The organism is Rhizobium sp. TRM96647 (assembly GCF_025780115.1).
Classification (GTDB): Bacteria; Pseudomonadota; Alphaproteobacteria; order Rhizobiales; family Rhizobiaceae; genus Mycoplana.
Genome location: NZ_JAOXHF010000008.1, coordinates 96,666 through 119,788 on the forward strand (window position 1 = coordinate 96,666; position 23,123 = coordinate 119,788).

At 65.8% G+C, this 23,123-nt stretch carries 18 protein-coding genes; 2 read left to right on the plus strand and 16 right to left on the minus strand.

Going from position 1 to position 23,123, the window contains the following annotated elements; genetic code table 11:
* Window positions 1-249: 249 nt before the first annotated feature.
* The 13 genes from OCK02_RS16130 to OCK02_RS16190 form a co-directional block, all read right to left on the minus strand.
* Entirely contained in the window at window positions 250-906 is a 657-nt protein-coding gene (locus OCK02_RS16130) for a protein-L-isoaspartate(D-aspartate) O-methyltransferase (RefSeq protein WP_263813946.1), read from the minus strand.
* Between the two features lie 12 nt (window positions 907-918).
* Window positions 919-1,677 (minus strand): 5'/3'-nucleotidase SurE, encoded by a 759-nt coding sequence (gene surE, locus OCK02_RS16135; RefSeq protein ID WP_230804286.1) that lies wholly within the window; start codon window positions 1,675-1,677, stop codon window positions 919-921.
* 16 nt (window positions 1,678-1,693) lie between these two features.
* Window positions 1,694-2,977, minus strand: a complete 1,284-nt coding sequence (serS, locus tag OCK02_RS16140) for a serine--tRNA ligase (RefSeq protein WP_263813947.1) — start codon at window positions 2,975-2,977, stop codon at window positions 1,694-1,696.
* Between the two features lie 69 nt (window positions 2,978-3,046).
* On the minus strand, window positions 3,047-3,892 hold the full coding sequence (gene tatC, locus OCK02_RS16145; protein ID WP_263813948.1) for a twin-arginine translocase subunit TatC: 846 nt from the start codon (window positions 3,890-3,892) through the stop codon (window positions 3,047-3,049).
* Window positions 3,889-4,665, minus strand: a complete 777-nt coding sequence (tatB, locus tag OCK02_RS16150) for a Sec-independent protein translocase protein TatB (RefSeq protein WP_263813949.1) — start codon at window positions 4,663-4,665, stop codon at window positions 3,889-3,891. The genes tatC and tatB overlap by 4 nt, the downstream gene beginning before the upstream one ends.
* 48 nt (window positions 4,666-4,713) lie before the next feature.
* Window positions 4,714-4,911, minus strand: coding sequence for a twin-arginine translocase TatA/TatE family subunit (locus OCK02_RS16155; RefSeq protein ID WP_230804278.1), 198 nt, complete (start codon window positions 4,909-4,911; stop codon window positions 4,714-4,716).
* Window positions 4,912-4,954: 43 nt separating this feature from the next.
* On the minus strand, window positions 4,955-6,058 hold the full coding sequence (locus OCK02_RS16160) for an ABC transporter ATP-binding protein (RefSeq protein ID WP_263813950.1): 1,104 nt from the start codon (window positions 6,056-6,058) through the stop codon (window positions 4,955-4,957).
* A gap of 116 nt (window positions 6,059-6,174) precedes the next feature.
* Window positions 6,175-6,909, minus strand: coding sequence for an SMC-Scp complex subunit ScpB (scpB, locus tag OCK02_RS16165; RefSeq protein ID WP_263814074.1), 735 nt, complete (start codon window positions 6,907-6,909; stop codon window positions 6,175-6,177).
* Window positions 6,902-7,744 (minus strand): segregation and condensation protein A, encoded by an 843-nt coding sequence (locus OCK02_RS16170; RefSeq protein ID WP_263814075.1) that lies wholly within the window; start codon window positions 7,742-7,744, stop codon window positions 6,902-6,904. The genes scpB and OCK02_RS16170 overlap by 8 nt, the downstream gene beginning before the upstream one ends.
* Window positions 7,745-7,816: 72 nt before the next feature.
* On the minus strand, window positions 7,817-8,836 hold the full coding sequence (gene nagZ / locus OCK02_RS16175) for a beta-N-acetylhexosaminidase (protein WP_263813951.1): 1,020 nt from the start codon (window positions 8,834-8,836) through the stop codon (window positions 7,817-7,819).
* Window positions 8,837-8,977: 141 nt separating this feature from the next.
* Complete coding sequence (locus tag OCK02_RS16180; RefSeq protein WP_263813952.1) at window positions 8,978-12,604, minus strand: SPOR domain-containing protein; 3,627 nt, start codon at window positions 12,602-12,604, stop codon at window positions 8,978-8,980.
* Window positions 12,605-12,665: 61 nt separating this feature from the next.
* Window positions 12,666-14,426: an arginine--tRNA ligase gene (gene argS, locus OCK02_RS16185; protein ID WP_263813954.1), complete on the minus strand. Its 1,761-nt coding sequence runs from the start codon at window positions 14,424-14,426 to the stop codon at window positions 12,666-12,668.
* 68 nt (window positions 14,427-14,494) lie between these two features.
* The gene (locus OCK02_RS16190) at window positions 14,495-15,712 is read right to left on the minus strand and encodes a deoxyguanosinetriphosphate triphosphohydrolase (RefSeq protein WP_263813955.1); all 1,218 of its coding nucleotides are present in this window, start codon (window positions 15,710-15,712) and stop codon (window positions 14,495-14,497) included.
* 213 nt (window positions 15,713-15,925) lie between these two features.
* Between OCK02_RS16190 and erpA the strand changes: the two genes are divergently transcribed.
* Both erpA and xth read left to right on the plus strand, forming a co-directional pair.
* A complete protein-coding gene (erpA, locus tag OCK02_RS16195) occupies window positions 15,926-16,258 on the plus strand; it encodes an iron-sulfur cluster insertion protein ErpA (RefSeq protein ID WP_230804266.1) in 333 nt (110 codons plus the stop codon).
* A 198-nt stretch (window positions 16,259-16,456) separates the two neighbouring features.
* On the plus strand, window positions 16,457-17,242 hold the full coding sequence (xth, locus tag OCK02_RS16200; protein ID WP_263813956.1) for an exodeoxyribonuclease III: 786 nt from the start codon (window positions 16,457-16,459) through the stop codon (window positions 17,240-17,242).
* Window positions 17,243-17,326: 84 nt separating this feature from the next.
* Here xth and exoR read toward each other — a convergent pair whose 3' ends face one another.
* The 3 genes from exoR to OCK02_RS16215 all read right to left on the minus strand — a co-directional run bounded on the left by exoR (window position 17,327) and on the right by OCK02_RS16215 (window position 23,090).
* The gene (exoR, locus tag OCK02_RS16205) at window positions 17,327-18,130 is read right to left on the minus strand and encodes an exopolysaccharide production regulator ExoR (RefSeq protein WP_263813958.1); all 804 of its coding nucleotides are present in this window, start codon (window positions 18,128-18,130) and stop codon (window positions 17,327-17,329) included.
* Window positions 18,131-18,578: 448 nt separating this feature from the next.
* Window positions 18,579-19,895 (minus strand): OmpP1/FadL family transporter, encoded by a 1,317-nt coding sequence (locus tag OCK02_RS16210; protein WP_263813960.1) that lies wholly within the window; start codon window positions 19,893-19,895, stop codon window positions 18,579-18,581.
* 354 nt (window positions 19,896-20,249) lie between these two features.
* A complete protein-coding gene (locus OCK02_RS16215) occupies window positions 20,250-23,090 on the minus strand; it encodes a valine--tRNA ligase (RefSeq protein ID WP_263813961.1) in 2,841 nt (946 codons plus the stop codon).
* Between the last annotated feature and the right edge of the window lie 33 nt (window positions 23,091-23,123).

The following is a 23,123-nucleotide window of genomic DNA, read 5'->3' on the forward strand; positions in this document are numbered from 1 at the left end:
AAGATCCGTGCGTCGACGTGGGTTTCGTCTCGACTATGGGAATATGGCGCGAAGCTTGCGCGAGGCTGACCATGGTTAACGAATTATTAACCTTTCGAACGGGAGCCGCGCAGATTGCCGATGCGGCCGGCGCCGCCCCGCCGGATTGCGGCGCGATGGCATAGGCGACGGGCAAACGACTGGCGCAAAGGGACGGCGCACCGGCGGCTTCGCCGGTGCGGGGACGTGATTCTCCTGGTCTTCAGGATTTCAGAGCGCCTGCGCCAGATGCGGCACGATCGGCAGGTAGGGAACTTCGAAGAGGTCTTCGCGATCGAAGCGGCTGCCGGTCTTGACCAGTTTCAGCATGCGGCATTCGGTGTCGCTCATCATCACCGGGGCCAGGAGCATGCCGCCGGAGACGAGCTGTTCGGCGAAGAGCCGCGGCATGGCGGGAAAGGCGGCGGTGACGAGGATGCGGTCGAAGGTCCCCTCGCCCGGCATGCCGTTACTGCCGTCGGCCTGGCGGACGACGACGTTGCGGATGCCGGCCTTCTCGATGCCCTGCTGCGCGCCGGTGACTAGCGTGCGATAGCGGTCGACGGTGAGAACGCGTTCGGTCAGCCGGCCCATGACGGCGGCGGTGAAGCCGCTGCCGGTGCCGATCTCCAGCACCCGCTGGCCGGACTTGAGGTTCAGCAGATGCAGGAGCCGCACGGCCAGGTCGACCCCTTCGACGAAGGAGCCGCAATCGATCGGCAGGAGGCGGCTGGAATAGGCGTCGCCGGCAAATTGGGGCGGCACGAACAGGGTGCGCGGCGTCTGCTCCACGGCCGTCAGCAGGTCGATATCCTTGATGCCCTGGCCGCGCAACCGGAGCGCCAGTGCGGCGAAACCTTCCTTCTCAACCACCCGTGCCGTGTTCAATCGTCACCTCTTTCAGCCAGCCAGCGCGCGCTGGACGCGGTCCAGAACCGTATAGTCCGTCAGGTCGAGCTTCAGCGGCGTGACGGAGATCGCATTCTCCCGCAGCGCATGGATGTCGGTGCCGGCGCGGAAATCGCCGTGCCGGTCGCCGAAGCGCAGCCAGAAATAGGGAAAGCCGCGCCCGTCCTTGCGCTCCTCGATGGTGATGCCGAAATCGAGCTTGCCCTGCGAGGTGACCTCGATGCCGCTGACCGCATCGGCCGGGCAGTTGGGGAAATTCAGGTTGAAGAAGGTGCCGTCCGGCAGCTCGACCTCCATCAGGCGGCGGATCAGGTCCGGCGCGTGGCGCTCCACCACAGCCCACGGCACGGTGTGGCCGTCGGTGTAGCGGAACGCCTGGCTGATGGCGATGGAGCGGATGCCCTGCAGCGTGCCTTCGATGGCGCCGGCGATCGTTCCGGAATAGGTGACGTCATCGGCCATGTTGGCCCCGGCATTGACGCCCGAGAGCACGAGATCGGCGGGACCCGGCAGGATCTCGCGCACGGCCATGATGACGCAGTCGGTCGGGGTGCCGCGAAGCGCGAAGCGCTTGTCGCCGACCTTGCGCAGCCGCAGCGGCTCGGACAGCGTCAGCGAATGCGCAAGCCCGCTCTGGTCCGTCTCCGGCGCCACGATCCAGACATCGTCCGACAGGGTGCGGGCAATCCGTTCCAGGACCGCAAGCCCCTCGGCATGGACGCCGTCGTCATTGGTCAAAAGGATGCGCATGGGCGCGGTCTTCCCTTCAGTTAGCTTTTTCGATCTTCTTCAGTCCGCCCATGTAGGGCAGGAGCACGTCCGGGATCGTCACCGATCCGTCCTCGTTGAGGTAGTTTTCCAGGACGGCGATCAGCGCGCGGCCGACGGCGGTGCCGGATCCGTTCAGCGTGTGGACGAACTTCGGGTTCCTGTCGTCCTTGCCGCGGTAGCGCGCATTCATGCGCCGGCCCTGGAAGTCGCCGCAGACCGAGCACGACGAGATCTCGCGATAGGTATCCTGTCCCGGCAGCCAGACCTCGATGTCGTAGGTCTTGCGCGCGCCGAAACCCATGTCGCCGGTGCAGAGCGTGACGACGCGGTAGTGCAGGCCGAGGCGCTTCAGGATTTCTTCGGCGCAGGCGGTCATGCGCTCGTGCTCTTCGATCGAGCTTTCGGCGTCGGTGATCGAGACGAGTTCGCACTTCATGAACTGGTGCTGGCGCAGCATGCCGCGGGTGTCGCGGCCGGCCGAACCGGCCTCGGAACGGAAGCACGGCGTCAGCGCGGTGAAGCGCAGCGGCAGCTTCTCCTGCGCCAGGATTTCCTCGCGCACGAGGTTGGTCAGCGGCACCTCCGCGGTCGGGATCAGCCAGCGGCCGTCCGTCGTCCGGAACAGGTCCTCGGAAAACTTCGGCAACTGTCCGGTACCGTACATTGCATCGTCGCGCACCAGCAGCGGCGGCTGCACTTCGACGTAGCCGTGTTCCTGCGTGTGGGTATCGAGCATGAACTGGCCGAGCGCGCGCTCAAGACGGGCCAGTTGCCCCTTCAGGATGGTGAAGCGGGCGCCGGCGATCTTCGCCGCACCCTCGAAATCCATCCAGCCGAGCGCCTCGCCGATCTCGTAGTGCTCGAGCGGCTTGTGGTTCCAGCCGGGCTTGGCGCCCCACTTGTGCTTTTCGACGTTGTCGTTCTCGTCGCTGCCGACCGGAACGTCATCGAGGGGGATGTTGGGAATGCGCGAGAGCGCGTCGGTGAGCTCGGCGGTGACCCGGCGCTCCTCCTCCTCGGCTGCGGGAAGCTGCGTTTTGAGCTCGGCGACTTCCGCCTTCAGCTTGTCGGCGAGCGCCATGTCTTTCTGCGCCATCGCCGCGCCGATCTCCTTGGAGGCGGCGTTGCGGCGCGACTGCATGTCCTGCGCGGTCTGGATGAGCGTGCGGCGGGTCTCGTCGAGCGCGATCAGGCTCGCCGACAGCGGCTCGGCGCCTCGCTTGGCGAGGGCGGCATCGAGTGCCTCGGCGTTGTCGCGGATCCATTTGATGTCAAGCATTGTCGCTCCAGGCGTCGCAGGGTTTCGCCCTCTCCGCCCGACAGCGTCCGCCGGAAACCGACAACCGCTTCAGGCCTTGTCGGCTTCCTGCGATGTCGGCGCCTGCGCCGTATCCTCCGTCTCGGAGTCCGCTTCCGCGGCGGCGCCCGCCCGCTGCCGTTCTATGAGTCGGGCCGTGTAGATGGCAATCTCGTAGAGAAGGATGGTCGGCAGTGCAAGACCGATCTGGGAGACCGGGTCCGGCGGCGTCAGGATGGCCGCGGCGACAAAGGCGATCACGATCGCGTACTTGCGCTTTTCGACCAGGGTCTGCGCGGAGATGAAGCCGGCGCGCACCAAAAGCGAGGAGATCACCGGAAGCTGGAACACCAGACCGAAGGCGAAGATCAGCGACATGATCAGCCCGAGATATTCCGACACCTTCGGCAGGAGCTGGATCGAGACCTGGCCTTCGCCGCCCCCCTGCTCCATCGACAGGAAGAACCACATCACCATGGGCGTGAAGAAGAAATAGACGAGGGCCGCGCCGATCAGGAACAGGATCGGCGAGGCGATCAGGAACGGCAGGAACGCCGCCCGCTCGTTCTTGTAGAGGCCGGGTGCGACGAACTTGTAGATCTGCTGGGCGATGATCGGGAAGGCGATCACCAGCGCGCCGAACATCGCCACCTTGATCTGGGTGAAGAAGAATTCCTGCGGCGCGGTGTAGATAAGCTCGACATTGCGGTGCGACAGGCCGGCCCATTCGACCGACCACTTGAACGGCTGCACCAGGATGTTGAACAGGGCCTTGGCAAAGTAGAAGCAGATCAGAAAGGCGACGAAGAACGCGCCCACGGCCCACATCAGCCTCCGGCGCAGTTCGATCAGGTGTTCGATCAGCGGCTGGGGCTTGTCTTCGTACTCGCCGCTCATGCCTGATCCTTCTTGGGCTTGCGGGTGGTGACCTTCTTCGCCGGTGCGGCCGCAGACGCAGCCACCGTCTTCGCCTTCGGCGCCGCCTTGGCAGGCGCCTCGGGCTTGGCCGCAGCCTTGCGTGGCGCCGCCTTCGGCTTCGTCGCCGGGGCCTTGGCGGTTGCCGGGGCCTTGGCAACGGCCGGGGCCTTGCTCGCCGCAGCCTTGGTAGTGGTCTTCCGGGGCGCCCTGGCCGCGGCGGTCTTTTCAGCCGGGGCAGCGGGCTTGGCCGGCTCGACCGGCGCTGCCGTCACCGGCTGAACGGGCGCGGCGGGGAGCGGACTTGCCGCGGCAACCGGGGCCGCCGCAGCCGCAGCAGAGACGACGGGCGCCGGCGGGACGGCGGCATTGGCCGCAGCTTCGCCCGACGCCGCTGACGTGCTGTCGGCGGCGGCGGTCGTGGAGGTAGAGGTGGAGGATGCCTTCTGCGTCGAGGTGACCTTCGACAGGTCGGCCTTGATCTCGTCGCCCATCTGCCGCAGCGGATTGACCGCATCGCGGATGGTGTTCATCGGGTTGAGCTTCTGCGCATCGCCGATGGTCTTGCGGACGTCGTCGAGATCCGCTTCGCGCAGCGCCTCGTCGAACTGCTGGCGGAACTCGCCCGCCATCGAACGCATCCGGGTGACGACACGGCCGAACGTTCTCAGCATCTGCGGCAGGTCCTTCGGACCCACCACCAGAATCAGAACGATGGCGATGACAAGAATTTCGCTCCAGCCGACTTCAAGCATAAGGCAATGTCCTCGAGGGATCGCGACCGTGCGCCGCGTCCCGACCGATCACTTGGTCTCGTCGGCCTTGTGCTCGACAGTCTTCGACTGGTCAGCCGCAGCGGCCTCGTCGTCGGACATGCCCTTCTTGAAGTTCTTGATGCCCTTTGCGACATCGCCCATCAGTTCCGGAATCTTGCCGCGGCCAAACAGCAGCAGCACCACTGCCAGAACGATCAGCCAATGCCAGATGCTGAATGAACCCATGTGACTTTACTCCCTCTAGGATTTCGTACCCGATGTAAGACGTTCAGGCGCCTTTTTCAAACACTAGTATGTCGCGCTCGTTAGCCGAAACCGTGACATCGCGCAATCCACCGGGAAGTTGCCCGGCCCTGATTCGTGCACGCACGGGCTGGTCGGTTCCCGGCACAGCGAGTTCCAGCAATTCGACGACGCCCAGGAAACGCCGCGACAGGATCCGGGCGGGGATCGATCCCGCCGTCGCTGAGACGGCGATACCGGACAAACGCACGGCAATCCGCACCCTTGCGCCGTCTGCCAGGTGTCCTGCCGCAACGTTTCCGAGCGGCGTCTCCACCCGCCCCGACAGCACATGGCCGGGAAAGACGTTGATCTCGGAGAAGAAACCGGCGGCGAAGAGATCGGCCGGTCGCAGGTAGAGTTCCTCGGCGGTGCCCACCTGCACCAACCGGCCATCACGCAAAAGTGCGATGCGATCGCCCATCCGCATCGCTTCCTCGGCGTCATGGGTGACGACGATGGCGGTTGCGCGGCTATGACGCAGGATCGCCAGCGTATCGGCGCGGATGGAATCCTTCAGCCGCGAATCCAGGCCGGAGAACGGCTCGTCCATCAATAGGACCGCCGGCCGCGGCGCCAGCGCCCGGGCAAGGGCCACGCGCTGCTGCTCGCCGCCGGACAGCGCATGCGGAAACTTCTCGGCATAATGCGAAAGGCCCACGCGCTCCAAGGCCACACGCGCCTCGGCGATCGCCTCGGCCTTCGGGATCGCCGTCAAGCCGAAGCGGACGTTGTCGAGCACGGACATATGGGGAAAGAGCGCAAAGTCCTGGAACATCAGGCCGACGCCGCGCCGCTCGGGCGGCAGGAACACCTTCGGCCCGGCGATCTCCCGGTCGTTCAGCAGCACGCGGCCACCGGCCTGCGCTTCGATGCCGGCGGCGATGCGCAGAAGCGTCGTCTTGCCGGAACCGGACGGCCCGAGCAGGCAGAGAACCTCGCCGGGCTGAGCCGACATGGAAATGCCGCGGATCGTCTCCTTGCCGTGATAGCTGTGATGGATGTCCTCGAAGGAGAGCTTTGCCGCGAAGGTCACCGCGGACGCAGCCAGCGCCTCGATCCCGTTCAGATTCGACGAATCCGAAGCCATTCCCTGCCAATCCCCGAGTTCGCCCCCGGCACATGCTGCCCGACGCTTCTGCCGACACGCCGTGAAGAGCGGCGGCAGTTCAGGGCGCGGCAATTCAAGGCGACGATAAGCTTCCGCTATTCGTCTTCTTTTCCGCCCGGTGTCAAGAGGCCGAGTTCCTCGAGGTCCATCTGCGTGATCGGATCCTCGTCGTCGGCGAGTTCTTCCTCGCCGATCGGCAGGGGAATCTGGAAATTGGACGGGATGCGGCCGGTGAGCAGCCCTGCCCCCTTCAACTCCTCCAGCCCCGGCAGGTCGCGCAGTTCCTCCAGGCCGAAATGGTCGAGGAAATCCTTCGTCGTGCCGAAGGTCACCGGCCGGCCCGGCGTGCGCCGGCGGCCGCGGAACCGCACCCAGCCCGCCTCGAGCAGCACGTCCAGCGTGCCCTTCGAGGTCTGCACGCCGCGGATGTCCTCGATCTCCGCCCGCGTCACCGGCTGGTGGTAGGCGATGATCGACAGCACCTCGAGCGCCGCGCGAGAGAGCTTGCGCACCTCGCCCTCGTCGCTGCGGACGACGAAGGACAGGTCCGGCGCGGTGCGGAACGCCCAATGATCGGCGACCTGGACGAGGTTGACGCCGCGGCCGGCATAGAGCGCCTTCAACTGGCGCATGACATGGCCGACATCGACACCCGCCGGCAGGCGGTCGGCGATGTAGGCTTCGGGAACGGGGCCGGCGGAGGCGAAGACCAACGCCTCGGCGATCCGGGCGGCCTCGTGCAACCGGCGCGGGTCGACGACGGTCGCGGCCTCGCCGGCGGCGTCCGCAGCCCCTGCGGCATCATCCTGCGGCCCGTCGACCTCAGACATGGTCGTCATCCCCCTGCTCTTCCCGCTGGCCGCCCGGCCGGGCCGGCGCGCCGCGGCGCAGGTAGATCGGCTGGAACACGCCCTCCTGCCGGATCTCCAGTTGCCCCTCGCGCACCATTTCCAGCGTGGCGGCGAAGGCACTCGCCATCGCCGTCCTGCGCTCGGAGGGTTCGGTCAGGTAGCGCAGCAGAAAGTGATCCAGCGCCGTCCATTCCTCGACCTCGCCCATCAGCCGGTGCAGGATCTCGCGTGCATCGGCGAGCGACCAGACGGTGCGCTTCTCGATCGTCACCTGGGTGATGGCGTGACGCTGGCGCAGCGACGCATAGGCGCTCAACAGATCGTAGAGCGAGGCATCGAAGGCGGAGCGCCTGTGGGTCGGGATATGCTCGGGGGCGCCGCGGGCGAAGAAATCGCGGCCCAGGCGGTTGCGGTTGACAAGCCGCGTCGCCGCATCCCGCATCGCCTCCAGCCGCTTCAGCCGGAAGGCCAGCGTCGCCGCCATCTCCTCGCCGCTCGGGCCGTCATCCTTCGGCTGCCGGGGAATGAGCAGCCGCGACTTCAGGTAGGCGAGCCAGGCCGCCATGACCAGATAGTCGGCCGCAAGCTCGATGCGGATCTGCCGGGCGCGCTCGATGAAGGCCAGATATTGCTCGACCAGCGCCAGAACCGAGATGCGGGACAGATCGACCTTCTGGGTGCGGGCCAGATGCAGGAGCAGGTCGAGCGGGCCCTCGAAGCCGGCAATGTCGACGACGAGGCCTTCCTCATGCAGCCCGCGGTCGCGATCGTCCTGCCACAGCTCCTCCATCGGCGCTGCGTCCGATGCGTCCATCTTCTGCGGCTTGAACCTCGATCCGTACACCTGCACTCCAAGAGCGACTTGCCGATGCGGCGCGAGATATCCTCAGGCGACCGCGATCAGCGCATTGAATTCTTCCCGCAGGGCCTGCTCGTCCGCCCCGTCGGCCTCAGGAAACCCGGTTTTCACCGCATCCGCGCGCCGCCGGCTTTCTCCTACCAGCGGTGGCACGTTTTCGGCAACCGCGATCATTTCCTCCATGATCCCATGGCAATGCAACACCAAATCGAGACCGGCGGCAATGATCCCGCGCGCGCGGGTTGCAATATCGCCCTTCAGGGCGTTCATCGAGACGTCGTCCGACATCAGGAGCCCGTCGAAGCCGATGTGGCCGCGGATGATCTCGCGGACGACCTTCGGCGAGGTGGTGGCGGGATTGCCGGCGTCCAGTTCGGTGAAGACGATATGGGCCGACATGCCCATCAGTTCGTCGCGCAGGTGGCGGAAAGGCACGAAGTCGATCGCCTGCAACTGTTCCAGCGGCGCGTGGACCACCGGCAGGTCATGGTGGGAATCCACCATCGTGCGGCCGTGGCCCGGCATGTGCTTCATCACCGGCAGCAGGCCGCCGGCCTTCAGGCCCTCGGCGGCCGCCTTGCCCATGGCGGAGACGATCTGCGGCTCCTGCCCGTAGGCGCGGTTGCCGATCACGTCGTGCACGCCCGAAACGGCGACGTCGAGGACGGGAAGGCAATCGACATTGACGCCGAGGCGGGAGAGATCGAAGGCGAACAGCCGCGACATCAGCCAGGCCGCACGCAGCCCCTTGCCCTCATCCTGTCGATAGATGGCGCCGAGCGCTGCGGCGTTCGGATATTGCGGCACGTGCGGCGGCCTGATCCGCTGCACCCGCCCGCCCTCCTGGTCGATGAGGACGGGGATCGCCGGATCGCCGCCGACCGTCTCGCGCAGCGCCGCCGTAAGGTCGGCCACCTGCGACGGCTCGCCGATATTGCGCCCGAACAGGATAAAGCCCCAGGGGCGCTCGTCCCGAAAGAAGGCCTTTTCGTCATCGGTGAGGACAAGGCCCTTGCAGCCGGAAATGAAGGATTTCGATTCGCTCATGGACCGAATCATAAGCCGTGTGCCGCGAAAGGCGAGAGCGCCGGGCGACTTCTTTCACAGGAAAGCATCACAGCCGCAGCCATGAGACGAAAATGGCGCGTCAGGGACGCGCCATTGTTCCATTTTCGCGTTCCTCGTTCCTCAGCGGGTAACGAGGCAGCTGCCGCCGGCGGCCTTGTACTTGGCGCAAAGGGCGTTGGCCTCCTCGCGCGAGCCGGCCGGGATGCGGACACGGTAGTAGGTGCCCTTGTTGGCGATCTCGGCGCGCTTGATGTCGACGCCGCGGCCGCCAATGACGCTGCCGAAGCGCGACGACAAGTTGTTGTAGGAGGTCTGGGCCTCGGCCTCGGAGGGAAGCGACGCGATCTGGATCACGTAGCCGCCCGGATTGGCCGCTGCCGGCTGTGCCTGTTCCGGCGCTGCGGCTGCGGGCTGCGCAGCCGGTTCGGTTGCAAGCGCCGCCGTCTCGGTCGGAGCCGTCCCGGTCACGCGGCCGCGCTCGGATACGGTGCCGACCACGTCGACGGGCTGCTCGGCCGGTCGCGAGACGGGTACCGGCGCGCCGGCCATCACCTCGCCCTGGGGCGCCGGCGCAGCGGCGGCATCGGGAGCGGTGATACCGGTTGCGGCGACACTCGTGGCGACGACGGGCGTGGTCGTCACCGTCCGCACCGGTGCCGTCTCCTCGACGGCTGCACCGGCGAGTTCCTGCAGGGCCCGTTCGTCGCCATTCGGCAAGGGAGCGCCGTTCGACGGCTCGGCTCGCAGGCCGGCATCGGCGGATGCGGGCGGCTGCGTGGCTTCAGCGAGCGCCGGTCCGGTGGTCTCCGCGGGCGCTGCCGGTTCTTCGCGAGCGACCAGCGTCCCATCCGGCTTGACGATCATCGTCCTGACCTTGCGCGGCGAGACGACCGGGCTATTGCCCTCGCCTGCGTCCTGCGAAGCCGCCTGGTCGTCCACGCCCGGCAGAAGCCGTTCGTCATCGCCAGCGGCAATTTCGGCCGGTGCTGTCGCATCGTCCTCGACCGGACCGTCATAGGGCAGCGATTCCGGCGTCAGCGTACGCTGGACGACATCGACGGGCTCCTCGGTCGAGGTGACGAGTTGCTCCTGCTGCGGGCCGCTGTCGGACTTGCCGGCGACGCGGTCGTAGACGGCCTTGTCCTGGTTGGGGACGCTCTTGCCGCCGCGCTCTTCCGGAACGATCTTGACCGGCGTCTTGTCGGCGGCGATGACGCGCGGCTCTCCCGAGCCGGTGCCGACCGCGCCGGTGCCGGCCAGGAACGCGTAGACGCCGGCGCCGCCGAGAACGACGACGGTTGCGGCGGCCGCGGCGAGCATCAGGCCGCGCCCGCGGCGGGCCGGTTCGTCATAGCCGTCACCGACATAGTCGTCGTCATCGGCCTGCTGGGCGTCGAGCGGGATGGCGTGGCGCTCGGGTTGCGACAGCGAACGCCGGAGGTCTTCCTCGAGCGCCTTGTCGAACGCTTCCGCATCGCCCGTCGCGGGCTTGAACTGCACCACGTTGGCGGCGACGGCAGCTTCTGCGGCGCGGCTGGGCGCCGGTGCGGGCGCAGGGTCGCCGAACAGATTGGCCATCTCGGCATCGATGTCGAGATCGTATTCCGGCTGATGGACCGGCGGCTTTTCCCTGTCGACCGCCGGAAGATGCGGCACATCGAGTTCGCCGACCTGCGCCACGCTGACATCGGTGTCGGCGATCAGCGACGGATCGAAGGGCAGGACGAAATCCACCGGCGCCTGCTCCGTCTCGCGAACCGGCTCGACAGTGCGCGCAAACGCTTGTTCGGCCTGCGGGACGACGGGGGGCACGGCAGCGATGGGAGCCGGCGCTACGGGCGCCGGGGCAATGGTTGCCGATGCCGGTACGGCCCGCTCGACCTCTATGGGTGTCGCCGGCGGTGCCGCGGAGGCCACCGTTGCCGCCGCGATGGCGGCGACTGCCGGCGCGGACGGCGGCTCGACGGGTTCGGACGGCATCAGTTCCGATGCGTCCAGATCGAATTCGATGTCCGACAGGTCGAGCTCGAAATTCGCAAACGCGTCGTCGAGATCCGAAGCCTCGCTCTCGACCGCCGGTGCGACGGACGGGAACGGTTCGGCTGCGGGGGCGACCAATGCCGTATCCACCGTGGCGGGAACGGCGACGTCAGCGGTCGGCTCGACGGCAAACGGTTCGGCTGCCGCGGGCTCGACGAAGGCGGTTTCAAAGGCCGTCTCGGGGAGCGCGCCGGGCTCGGGCGCTGCCACGGACGGGCGAGCGGCTGCGACCGGGGTCGCACGGCCGAACTTCACGTTCGAGAAACCCTCGAGCATGCCGGGACGCGGGCGCGGCGCCTCCTGCGAGGCTTCCGGGGACGATTCCATAGGGGCAGCAAGCGACGATTCCAACGAGGGCGCGAGCGGCGGGCGGCTTTCGGGCACGGGGAAGCGCTCGACTTCGGCCAGCAGTTCGTCCAGGTCGAAGCCGTCGGCGGCCCGCGCCGGCGGGGCGACCTCATAGGGATGCGGGGGCTCGAAGACCGCCGCGTCTTCGGCATACGGAGACAGAGCCTCTTCGGCAGCGGCGAGCGCCGCATCGGCATGCGGGTCGGCAATCCAGTCCGGGACGAAATCGACCGATCCGATCTCGACCGGCAGCTCCTCCGCTTCGAAGTGGGCGCCCTCGCCGAGGGCGGGTGTCACCGGTACCGGATCGGCATAGGTCGGGGCGGCCGCAAACGTGGCTTCCGCATGCGGCGCTACGGCCGGCAGGGCCTCGACGAACGTCTCCTGCACCAGACCGGCATGGGCGTCGCCGCTATCGACGACGGCATAGCCTGCCGCGGCCGGATCGTAGGCGTGGGTTTCGTGACGGGCGTAGCTCTCTTCCATCGGCCACGCATGGACCGGAGCTGCGTCTTCCTGTGCCGCGAGGACCGGAGGCTCGGAAGGCTCGGAACGCTCGACAAGGGCCTCGCCCAGGGAAAGCTCGAGTTCCTGATCCAGATCGAGCCCGACCGGCTCCTCGAAGGTTGCCGGATAGTCCGCCGGCTGCAGGCCGAGGAACGTCGGGGCTGCGGGGGCATCGCCATATTCCGCCGTAGCCTGAGCCACGGGCACCTCGACCTGCGACGCCTCGTAGGCGACGGCCTGCGGGTATTCGTCCTCCAGGTATTCGTCAGCATGCTCGACCGCGGGCGCAGTCTGCTCGCCTTCATAGGCCGGCTGGGCGTCCCAATCGGATACAGGCGCGACATCCGCCGGGGGTTCGGAAAATGCGGGCTCGGCTAGTGCGGCTTCGTCAAATGCGGGCTCGTCCTGCCAGTCGGCCACGGCGTCCGATGCGGGCTGCTCCGCCTGGGGCGACGCGACCTCTTCCTCGTAGGACGGCTCGACATAGGCAGGTTCGACCATCCCGGGCGAATAGGCCTCGACCGCCTCGACGGCGGGAGGCACCTCGCCGAAGGTCTCTTCGAGCGTTTCGTCCCGGTCGAAAGACACAGGCTCTGCGAGCGGTTGGGGCGCATCCTCGAATTCGCCGGCCGGATCGAGTGCCGGCGCATCGTAGAGCGCGAATTCGCGCAGAAGTTCGCCCTCGAGGTCGAAGACAGGCTCCTGGAGAGGCTCGGGCGGCACCGGGCGGGCCGCCGTGGGCACGTTGCGAGGCTCGTAGCCGACGATGCGTGCGAGTTCCGCCAAGGGATCATCATCCGACAGAAGGTCGGCATCGGCGGGTCCGCTTCGCGCGAGATTCTTGTCTGCCATACTGCTCCACTCACAAGCTTCAAAATCGCGTTTGCCAGCTTATTGTGGGCAAATGGTGACGCTATCGCATCTCGTCCGGGGCGGCCGTGCCTGTAATGGCAAGGCCTGACTTGAGAACGGATGCAACAGCAAACACCAGCCCGAGTCTGGCTATACTCAATTGTCGGTTTTTATCATTAACAAAACGTAAGTCCGGCTGATCCTTGCCTTTGTTCCAATGCGCATGGAAGGCGCTGGCCAGATCGTACAGGTAAAAGGCGATGCGGTGAGGCTCGTGCGCCAGTGCGGCAGCCTCGACGATCCGGGGATACTCTGCAAGCTTGGCAAGCAACTGCAGTTCGGCCGGATCGGATATGCTGCCTTCGACTGCAGCGGTAAGATCGACATCCTTCAGGTCGAGGCCGGGGAATGCTTCCCGCGCCTGCCGGAAGACCGACATGCAGCGCGCATGCGCATACTGCACGTAGAAGACCGGATTGTCCTTCGACTGCTCGGTGACCTTAGCGAAGTCGAAGTCGAGCGGCTCGGAGCTCTTGCGGTAGAGCATCATGAACCGGACGGGATCGCGACCGACCTCGTCGACCACCTCGCGCAGGGTGACGAAATCGCCTGACCGCTTCGACATCTTCACCGGCTCGCCGTCGCGGAACAGCTTGACGAGCTGGCAGAGCAGCACGGTCAGCTTGGCGTTGCCCTCGGAGATCGCCCGGCAGACCGCCTCCAGCCGCTTGACGTAGCCGCCATGATCGGCGCCGAGGATATAGATCATCTCGTCGAAGCCGCGGTCGAACTTGTCCTTGAAATAGGCGACGTCGGCGGCGAAATAGGTGTAGCTGCCGTCCGACTTGATCAGCGGCCGGTCGATGTCGTCGCCGACCTCGGTGGAGCGGAACAGCGTCTGCTCGCGGTCCTCCCAGTCCTCCGGCAGCTGGCCCTTCGGCGGCGGCAGCACGCCCTTGTAGACGTGGCCCTTGAAGGTCAGGTCGTTGATCGCGGTGCGGATCGGCGCCCCGTTGCCGGCATGCAGCGACCGTTCAGAGAAGAAGACGTCGTGGTGGACGTTCAGCGCGTCGAGATCGGCGCGGATCATCGCCATCATCGCGTCGATGGTCTTGTCCTTGACGATCGGCAGCCACTGGTGCTCCTGCATGATCCGCAGGCTCGAGCCGTATTCGGCGGCGAGCGCCTCGCCGACGGGGACGAGATAGTCGCCAGGATAGAGCCCTGGCGGGATCTCGCCGATCTTCTCGCCGAGCGCCTGACGGTAGCGCAGGAAGGCGGAGCGCGCGAGCACGTCCACCTGCGAACCGGCGTCGTTGATGTAGTATTCCTTGGTCACTTCATGGCCGGAGAAGGCGAGCAGGTTGGCGAGCGCGTCGCCGACCACGGCGCCGCGGCAATGGCCGACATGCATCGGCCCGGTGGGGTTGGCGGAGACGTATTCGACGTTGACCTTGCGCCCCGCCCCGATCGCGCTGCGGCCGAAATCGGTGCCCTTGCGGATCATGTCCGCCAGCACCTGCTGCCAGTATCCGACCGACAGGCGGACGTTGATGAAGCCGGGGCCGGCGACGGTGATCTCGGCCACCTCCGGATCCTGGCGCAGCTTCTCCACGATCAGTTCGGCCAGCGCGCGCGGATTGGTGCCGAGCGGCTTGGCCAGCACCATCGCGGCATTGGTGGCCACGTCGCCATGGCTGGCGTCGCGCGGCGGTTCGACCCCGACTCGACCGAAATCGAGGTCGGCGCGCCTTTCACGCACGACATCAATTTCCTCGAGTACGTTTTTGATCCTGCTCTCGAAATCAGTAAAGAGGTTCATGTCTTCCATCCGCGCGCCAGAAGCGGCGCAAAGCGCCCAAAGCGCTGAATTTCCAGTCGGCCGGGTGACTATCGCAATTCCGGGGTGTGGTCAAACAGCCGCCTGTGGGTATCGATCGCGTAGTTGTCGGTCATGCCGGCGAGATAGTCGCCGACATGGCGGGCCCTCGCGGCCTGCGGCATCCCGCGGATGTGATCCACCCAGTAGTGCCCCTTCATCAGTTGCGGGTCGTCCATATAGGCCGTGAACAGGTCGGTGACGATGGAGGCGGCATTGGCGCGCACGCGCATCACCTCGGGATGGCGGTAGATCCGCGAAAACAGCATCTTCTTGATCTGCCGGTCGGTGACCAGCATTTCATCGGAAAACGTGGCCATGACCCGACCGGCCTGACGCACGTCGTCCGCACATTTCGGCCGGACTGCACGCAGCGCCGCCTGCGCATAGGTGATGACGTCTTCGACCATCGCGGTGATCTGCCGGCGCATGATCTCGTGGGTGAAGCGCGCCGGCTCAAGGTTCGGATAGAGCTGCCGCACCTCCGCCATCAGCTTCGCCAGGAACGGGATCTCCTCCAGCATGTCGAAGGAGAGGTAGCCGGAGCGCAGGCCGTCGTCGATGTCGTGGGTGTTGTAGGCGATATCGTCGGCGATCGCCGCCACCTGCGCCTCAAGGCTGGCAAAGCTCGCAAGCTCGAGGTCGTGCAGGGCGCAGTAGTCGAGGATCGGCTGCGGGACCGGGCCGCGGGTGCCCTGCCCGTCCGGCGTCAGCAGCGGGCCGTTGTGCTTGACGAGGCCCTCCAGCGTCTCCCAGGTCAGGTTCAGCCCGTCGAACTCGGCATAGCGCCGCTCCAGCTTGGTGACGATGCGCAGCGACTGGGCGTTGTGGTCGAAGCCGCCATAGGGCTCCAGCGCCTCGTGAAGGGCGTCCTCGCCGGTGTGGCCGAAGGGCGTGTGGCCGAAATCGTGCACCAGCGCCACGCCCTCGGCGAGATCCTCGTCCAGCCGCAGCGCGCGGGCGAGCGCGCGGGCGATCTGGGCGACCTCGATCGTATGGGTCAGCCGCGTGCGATAGTGATCGCCATCGGCGGCGATGAAGACCTGGGTCTTGTGCTTCAGGCGGCGGAAGGCGGTGGTATGGACGATCCGGTCACGGTCACGCTGGAAATCCGAACGGGTCGGGCTCCTGCCCTCCTCGAAAAGACGGCCGCGGCTCGTCCAGGGATCGGCCGCATAGATCGCCCGCTGGCCTGCGCCGAAGCCGAGGGCATGTCTGTCCAGTGTCATAGCTCACCCGCATTCGGGCCGCCCATTGACGCGGCCCCGATGCCTTCATACCTATAGTGTGCACAGCGTAAAGCCGCATCGCAAGCGCAATGCCTGTTTACCAGCAATATCATGCGGTTGCGGAACGTGTTACGATGCAGCGCACGGCCGGGGCGGAAGCGCCCGGCACGGAATCGATTCTCGGCGGACCTTGAACCCGCCCGGAGGACCTTGATGAACGACAAGAACGTGACCCTCTCCGATGCCGCCGCAAAGCGCATCGCCAGCATCCTGAGCGCCGATCCGGCCAAGAAGGCCATGCGCGTCTCGGTCGAAGGCGGCGGCTGTTCGGGCTTTTCCTACAAGTTCGATCTCGTCGATGCGCCTGCCGACGACGACATGGTGCTGGAGAAGGGGGACGCCCGCGTCCTGATCGACCAGCTTTCGCTCGTCTACATGGACGGCTCGGAAATCGACTTCGTCGACAACCTGATGGGCCAATCGTTCCAGATCAAGAACCCCAACGCCGTGGCAAGCTGCGGCTGCGGCACCAGCTTCTCCATCTGACCCGCCAACGGAGAGGCTGCGCGCCGCCTCCTTCTCGAATCACGTATCGCAATGACCGCGGCCAGCCTGCGGCGGCACCGGTCGTGCCGCGCTCGCGCGGGTCCACAGTCCGGGCGGGCGATCCGGTTTGTCAAAGGACGGGCGAGCGGCTAGAAAGGCGGCGGCCCGACCGGGCACAGCTGGATTCGGAGACTGTCGATGAAGATCGCGACCTGGAACATCAACGGCGTGCGCGCGCGCATCGACAACCTCCTCGCCTGGCTCAAGGAATCGCAGCCCGACATCGTCGCCCTGCAGGAAATCAAATGCCAGGACGAGGCGTTTCCGCGGCTGGAGATCGAGGCGCTCGGCTATCATGTGGAGACGCACGGGCAGAAAGGTTTCAACGGCGTGGCGCTGCTGTCGAAGATCCGCCCCGACGAGATCATCCGCGGACTGCCGGGCGACGACGGCGACGAGCAGTCGCGCTTCATCGAAGGCGTGTTCTCGGTTGGCGGGCGCGCCTTGCGGGTCTGCTCGATCTACCTGCCGAACGGCAACCCGGCGCAGGACCCGGTGAAATATCCCTACAAGCTCGCCTGGATGGAGCGGCTGGCGCGGTTCGCCGAAGCCCGCCTGGCGCTCGAGGAGCCGATCGTGCTGGCCGGCGACTACAACGTCATCCCGGAACCGCACGACTGCTGGGACGTGAAAGTGTGGGAGAACGACGCGCTCTACCTGCCGCCGACCCGCCAGGCGTTCCGCCGATTGGAAAACCTCGGTTTCACCGATGCCGTGCGCGCCACGACCGACGCCACGCCCCTCTACACCTTCTGGGACTACCAGGGCGGATGCTGGCCGAAGAACTTCGGCATCCGCATCGACCACCTGATGCTGTCGCCGGAAGCCGCCGACCGGCTTTTGAGCACGGATGTGGAAAAGCATGTCCGCAACTGGGAGAAGCCGTCGGACCACGTCCCCGTCGTCGCGCATCTGGCGGTGTGAGCGGACGGACGGCCCGGTTTTTCGGATCGCTCTATAGCGGGCCGTCAGACAGTTGCAGGGATGCTGCGCTGGCCGTGGGCCGGATCAGTTGACGCCGGCCTTGGCTTCCTCGGCCATGGAAATCGCCTTGCGCCGGTCCTTCTCGCTTGCCAGCGAAAACGCCTGCTCCTGCATCTCCTGCAGCCAGGGACGGTCCTTCGGGCCGCACCGTTCGAGCGCCGTCGTCAGCATGGCCAGGCCGCGGGCGGACTGGCCCTCCTGGAACATGATGTTGCCGAGCAGGCCCATGGCGCCGGCATGGCCATTTTTCTGCGCCCGGTTCAGCCATTTCTTGGCCTGGTGGATGTTGGCCGAACCGCCCTCGCCCGACAGCATCATCCGGGCCAGTTCGAACTGGGCTTCCGGCACGCCGAAGGTTGAGGCGGCCTGGAAATAGAGCTGGCGCGCCTGGCCGAGATCGATCTGCACCGGGCTGTCGGGGATGCCGCGGCTGTAGTAGCCGGCAAGGGCGATCAGGGCATTGACGAAGAAGCCCGTGTCTTCCGATCCCGGCTCCACGCCCTGGCTGGCGATCTCGCTGTAGATCTTGAACGCCTCGAGGTCATTCTCCGGAACGCCGTCGCCATCCGCATACATGTTGGCGAGCGCCCAGCGCGACCCGGTATGGCCCTTCTCGGCCGCATAGCGGTACGCCTCGATCGCATCTTCCTTGCGGCCTTCCTTGTAGGAGAAGAAGCCGAACTTGAAGAGGTCGAACGGGCGGCTCTCCTTGCTGACGCCGGCAGCCGGATCGAAGGCAAGCGCGCGCGCGGCCAGCATGCCCTGGCCGAAGGAAAGACAAAGGCCGACTGCGAGGCATTTCAGGGAAAGTGACTCAGGCTTGTACATGGGTTACAGCTATCTTCCGCACCGGACCGCATATTGCGGCATACGGATTTCCAGAGTTGGAACAAGGACTTGAACAAGGTCATCCATGTTCCGACTGTGCGCCACGCTGCTTCTGGAAACGGGGGATGCCGACGCCCGGTCAAGGCGTCCTTCTGGCAATCCCGTCACGTATGGCGTCACTCGGTTCATCGGTTCCTTCGGCGCTCGTCCACAAGCGCGCTCTCGAGCCCATCGCTGCTCCCCGTTTGTGGCGGGAAATGGACAAGACGGCTCCTCACTCCTGTGTAGCAAACTATCGCAAAGAATGTGTTGCCAATTCGGCACATGCGCCGAAGGAGAAGAGTTCTCGTCAACCATATCCCCAAGGGGAAATTCAGCTTTGAGCCACTATTGACGACAAAAAAGGCCCGGGTATGGCCCGGGCCTTCATCAATTCGCATAAGGTCAATCAGAATTTAACTTTGAACTCACCCGAGAGCGCCGAGACGAAGTCGGTTCCGTATTCGTAGCTCGTGGTCGTCATGTTGATCGGGTTCGACTCCCCGCTCGTCAGGACACCGAGCGCGCCGGCGAGGCGGAGCTCGACGTTCTCGGTCGGCGCATAGGCCGCGCCGAGGCCGACGGTCCAGCTGTCGGACTGCGAGCCGGTGACGGTGCTGGTGCCGCGATCCCAGGTCAGGCTGACGCCGCCGCTCCACTGCTCGTTGAACTTGTGGCCGACACCGCCGGTGACCGTCCAGCCGTCGCGGTAGTAGAGATCAAGCGAAGTGAGCGGGACGCCGTTGGCGGTGCCGCAGAAGGCGGCGCTGCCGTTGCAGGTGAATTGTACGCTCTGCAGCAGGCTCCAGTTGGTCCACTTGATCGAACCGAAGGCCAGCCAGTCGGGCGCGATCCCCGACTGGAGCTTCAGTTCGAGCGAATCCGGCAGCGTCGCCGAGCCGGTGACGGGCGTGCTGTTGCCGAAGATGCGCGAATAGAGCGCCTGCCTCATCGGATCGAGCTCGAGCAGGGCGGCGGCGGCCGGCACCCCGGCCAGGTCCAGCGTGCCGTCGATGCTGTCGTATTTCACGCGGCTGTTGTAGACGAGGCTCGCGCGCATGGCGTATTCGGGGATCTCGTAGCCGATGCCGATCCGCCAGCCGCCGCTGCTGTCCTTCATGCCTTCGAGGCGGCCGAGGCCGCTGTAGTTGGAAAAATCCTGACCGATGAGCGCGCCCATGCCGGGCAGGATGTCGGGGGAGAAGACCACCGCCTCCTTGTGGCCGCCGATCTCCTGGTAGAAGCCGCCGCCGATGATGCGGAACTGGCCCGGGCCTGCATCGAACTTGTAGGAGCAGGTGCCGCCGTAGTTGCGGCTGTAGACATCGATCTCGGTCATGTCCTTGGCGCCCGCCCAGTTCTGGCCGGGATTGGAACTCGCGCCCCAGGGCTCGGAGTAATCCACCATGCAGTCGATGGAATCGCCGATCGCAGCCTTTCCGCCGACATAGGGATCGGCGTAGTTCTCGTATTCGTCTGCTGTCGTCGAGTAACCGAGATTGTTCAGGTTGGTCGGATCATCCGCCGGAACGCTGTGGTCACGCGCATTCTTGATCTTCCGGTTCGGCATGACATAGGTCACCGATCCGTCGAAGAAGAACGGCGAGCTCTCGAACAGGAGGTCCACGTCGTAGCCGTGCCGCTCGAGGCCGCCGGCCAGCGCCGAGGTGGAAACGGCGAGCGCCGCAAGTCCCGCGATCCCCGACGTCAATGTCATTCTTCTCATCAATCCCCCCAGGTATTCTCCGCGGCTGCCCCGTTTTCGTGGATCCGCCGCGATCGCCAAGAGTATCAAAGAGCCGCGAAAGCTTTGCAAACGCCAGTTCGCGGCATCGTCGGTGACATGCGGTTGCCTGAATTACGTAAGTTCGCCTCCGTCCTGCGAAAAATCCGGCGGAGTTAGATCAATTTTTCCCGAATAGCCGAAAACCCTTAAATTTTAGAGTATCGTTTTCCAGTGAAGTGACGGTGTGTCACTTTTCAAACACATTGGGCGAATTGGTCCGCGCACAAACGAAAACCGCGCCGCTGGGGTGCGGCGCGGCCTGGAGCCTTGTTGAAACGGACGTTCGAAACCGACTCAGCCGGCCTCGACGACGCGGGCAAGCGCAATGCCGAGGCTCGACAATTGCTGGTCGAGTTCCGCCAGCCGCTCCCGCTCCGCCTCGACGACGTCCGGCTTGGCGTTGGCGACGAACTTCTCGTTGGCGAGCTTGCCGCGGATGCGGTCGGCTTCGCCGTTCGCCTTGGCGATCGCCTTTTCCAGCCGCGCGGCCTCGGCCTTGAGGTCGATGAGCGTGCCGAGCGGCAGGCAGGCGGTGGCCTCGCCGACCACGATCTGCGCCGAGCCCTTCGGCGCCTCGTCGGCCAGCACGATCTCGTCCACGCGGGCGAGCCTGCGAATGGCCGCCTCGTGGCGCTCCAGCCTTGTGCGCGTCTGCGCATTGGCCCCGACGATGACGAGCGGGGCGACGGCTGCGGGCGGCACGTTCATCTCGGAGCGCACCGAACGGATGCCGGAGACGAGATCGACCAGCCAGTTGGTCTCGTCGGCGGCGGCCTCGTCGGCATAGGCGGGCGTCGGCCATTCGGCATGGCAGATCAGCCCCTGCCGCTCCTTGCCTTCGGCCGCCGTATGCGCCCACAGCTCCTCGGTCATGAAGGGCATGAAGGGATGCAGGAGCTTGTAGGTCTCCTCCAGCACATAGGCCGCGCAGGCCCGCGATTCGGCCTTGGCGCCCTCGTCCTCGCCGTTGAACACCGGCTTCAGGAGCTCCAGGTACCAGTCGCAGACCTGGTTCCAGACAAAGCGGTAGAGCGCGCCGGCCGCATCGTTGAAGCGGTAGGTCTCGATCGCCTCGGTGACGTCGCGCGCGGCGCGGGCGAGCTCGGTCAGAATCCAGCGGTTGATCGTCAGCGACGCGGCTTCCGGCACGAACTGCGGATCGAGCCTGACGCCGTTCATCTCGGCAAAGCGCGTGGCGTTCCAGAGCTTGGTGCCGAAGTTGCGATAGCCGGCGACGCGCGCGGGATCGAGCTTCACGTCACGGCCCTGCGCCGCCATGATGGCGAGGGTGAAGCGCAGCGCGTCGGCGCCGTACTCGTCGATCAGGTCGAGCGGGTCGATGACGTTGCCCTTCGACTTCGACATCTTCTGACCGTTCTTGTCGCGCACCAGCGCATGGACATAGACGGTGTGGAACGGCTCGATCGGATTGCCGAGGTCGTCCTTCATGAAGTGCAGGCCCATCATCATCATCCGGGCGACCCAGAAGAAGATGATGTCGAAGCCGGTCACCAGCACGTCGGTCTGGTAGTAACGGTCGAGTTCCGGCGTCTCCTTCGGCCAGCCGAGCGTCGAGAACGGCCAGAGCGCAGACGAGAACCAGGTGTCGAGCACGTCCTCGTCGCGGGTGAGGATCTCGCCGGGCTCGAAGTTCTCCAGCTTCTCCTCCACCCAGGCCTTCCACGGGCCTTCGTGGGAGATGTAGTGCTGGATGGCGGCGTGCAGCGCCTCCTCCTCGGTCTTCTCGACGAAGACCTGGCCGTCCGGGCCGTACCAGGCCGGGATCTGGTGGCCCCACCAGAGTTGGCGGGAGACGCACCAGGGCTGGATGTTCTCCATCCATTCGAAATAGGTCTTCTCCCAGTTCTTCGGGACGAAGTTGGTGCGGCCTTCGCGGACGGACGCGATCGCCGGTTTCGCCAGCGTCTTGGCGTCGACGTACCACTGCTCGGTCAGGCGCGGCTCGATCGGCACGCCGCCGCGGTCGCCGTGGGGGACGGTGTGCTTGTGCGGCTCGATCCGGTCGACGAGGCCTGCCTCCTCCATGATCTCGACGACGATCTTGCGCGCCTCGAAGCGGTCCTTGCCCTCGAGCTGGTCCCAGGCGCCGTGCAGGGCGGCGGGATGATCGAGGCCTTCGAGGAAGTCCTCGTTCTCCTTCAGCGTGATGCGGCCCTCGACGGTAAGGATGTTGACGGCGCGCAGCCCCCGGCGCTTGCCGACCTCGAAATCGTTGAAGTCGTGCGCCGGCGTCATCTTGACCGCGCCGGTGCCGGCGGTCGGGTCCGGGTACTCGTCGGCGACAACAGGGATCTTGCGGCCGACGATCGGCAGGATGACGTGCTTGCCGACGATCGCCTTGTAGCGCTCATCGTCCGGGTGGACGGCGACACCGGTATCGCCCAGCATGGTCTCCGGACGGGTGGTGGCGACGACGAGATAGTCGCGCGTCTCCCACTCCGTCGCCTTGCCGTCATCGTCGAAGGCGATCGGGTGCTGATAGGTGACGCCCGGTTCCAGCGGATAGCGCAGGTGCCAGAGATGGCCGTTGACCTCGACCTGCTCGACCTCCAGATCGGAAATCGCGGTCAAAAGCTTCGGGTCCCAGTTCACAAGGCGCATGTCCTTGTAGATGAGCCCTTCCTTGTAAAGGCTTACGAAGACTTCGAGAACGGCCTCCGAGAGGCCCTCGTCCATGGTGAAGCGCTCGCGCGACCAGTCGGCCGACGCGCCGAGGCGGCGCAGCTGATTGAAGATCAGGCCGCCGGATTCGGCTTTCCATTCCCAGACCTTCTCGACGAAGGCGTCGCGGCCCATCTCGCGCCGATGCTGCTGTTGCTCCATCAGCTTGCGCTCGACGACCATCTGGGTGGCGATGCCGGCATGGTCCATGCCCGGCTGCCAGAGAACGTCCTTGCCGCGCATGCGCTCGAAGCGGACCATGATGTCCTGCAGCGTGTTGTTGAGCGCGTGCCCCATGTGCAGCGAGCCGGTCACGTTCGGCGGCGGGATCACGATCGAGAAGGTCTCGGCGCCCGGCTTTGCGCCGGCGCCGGCGCGAAACGCGTCCGCCTCTTCCCAGATCTTGGCAATTCTCGGTTCTACGGCCGCGGAATCATAGGTTTTCTCAAGCATCTTACTGGCCATACCCAACAGTTTCGGTCACCG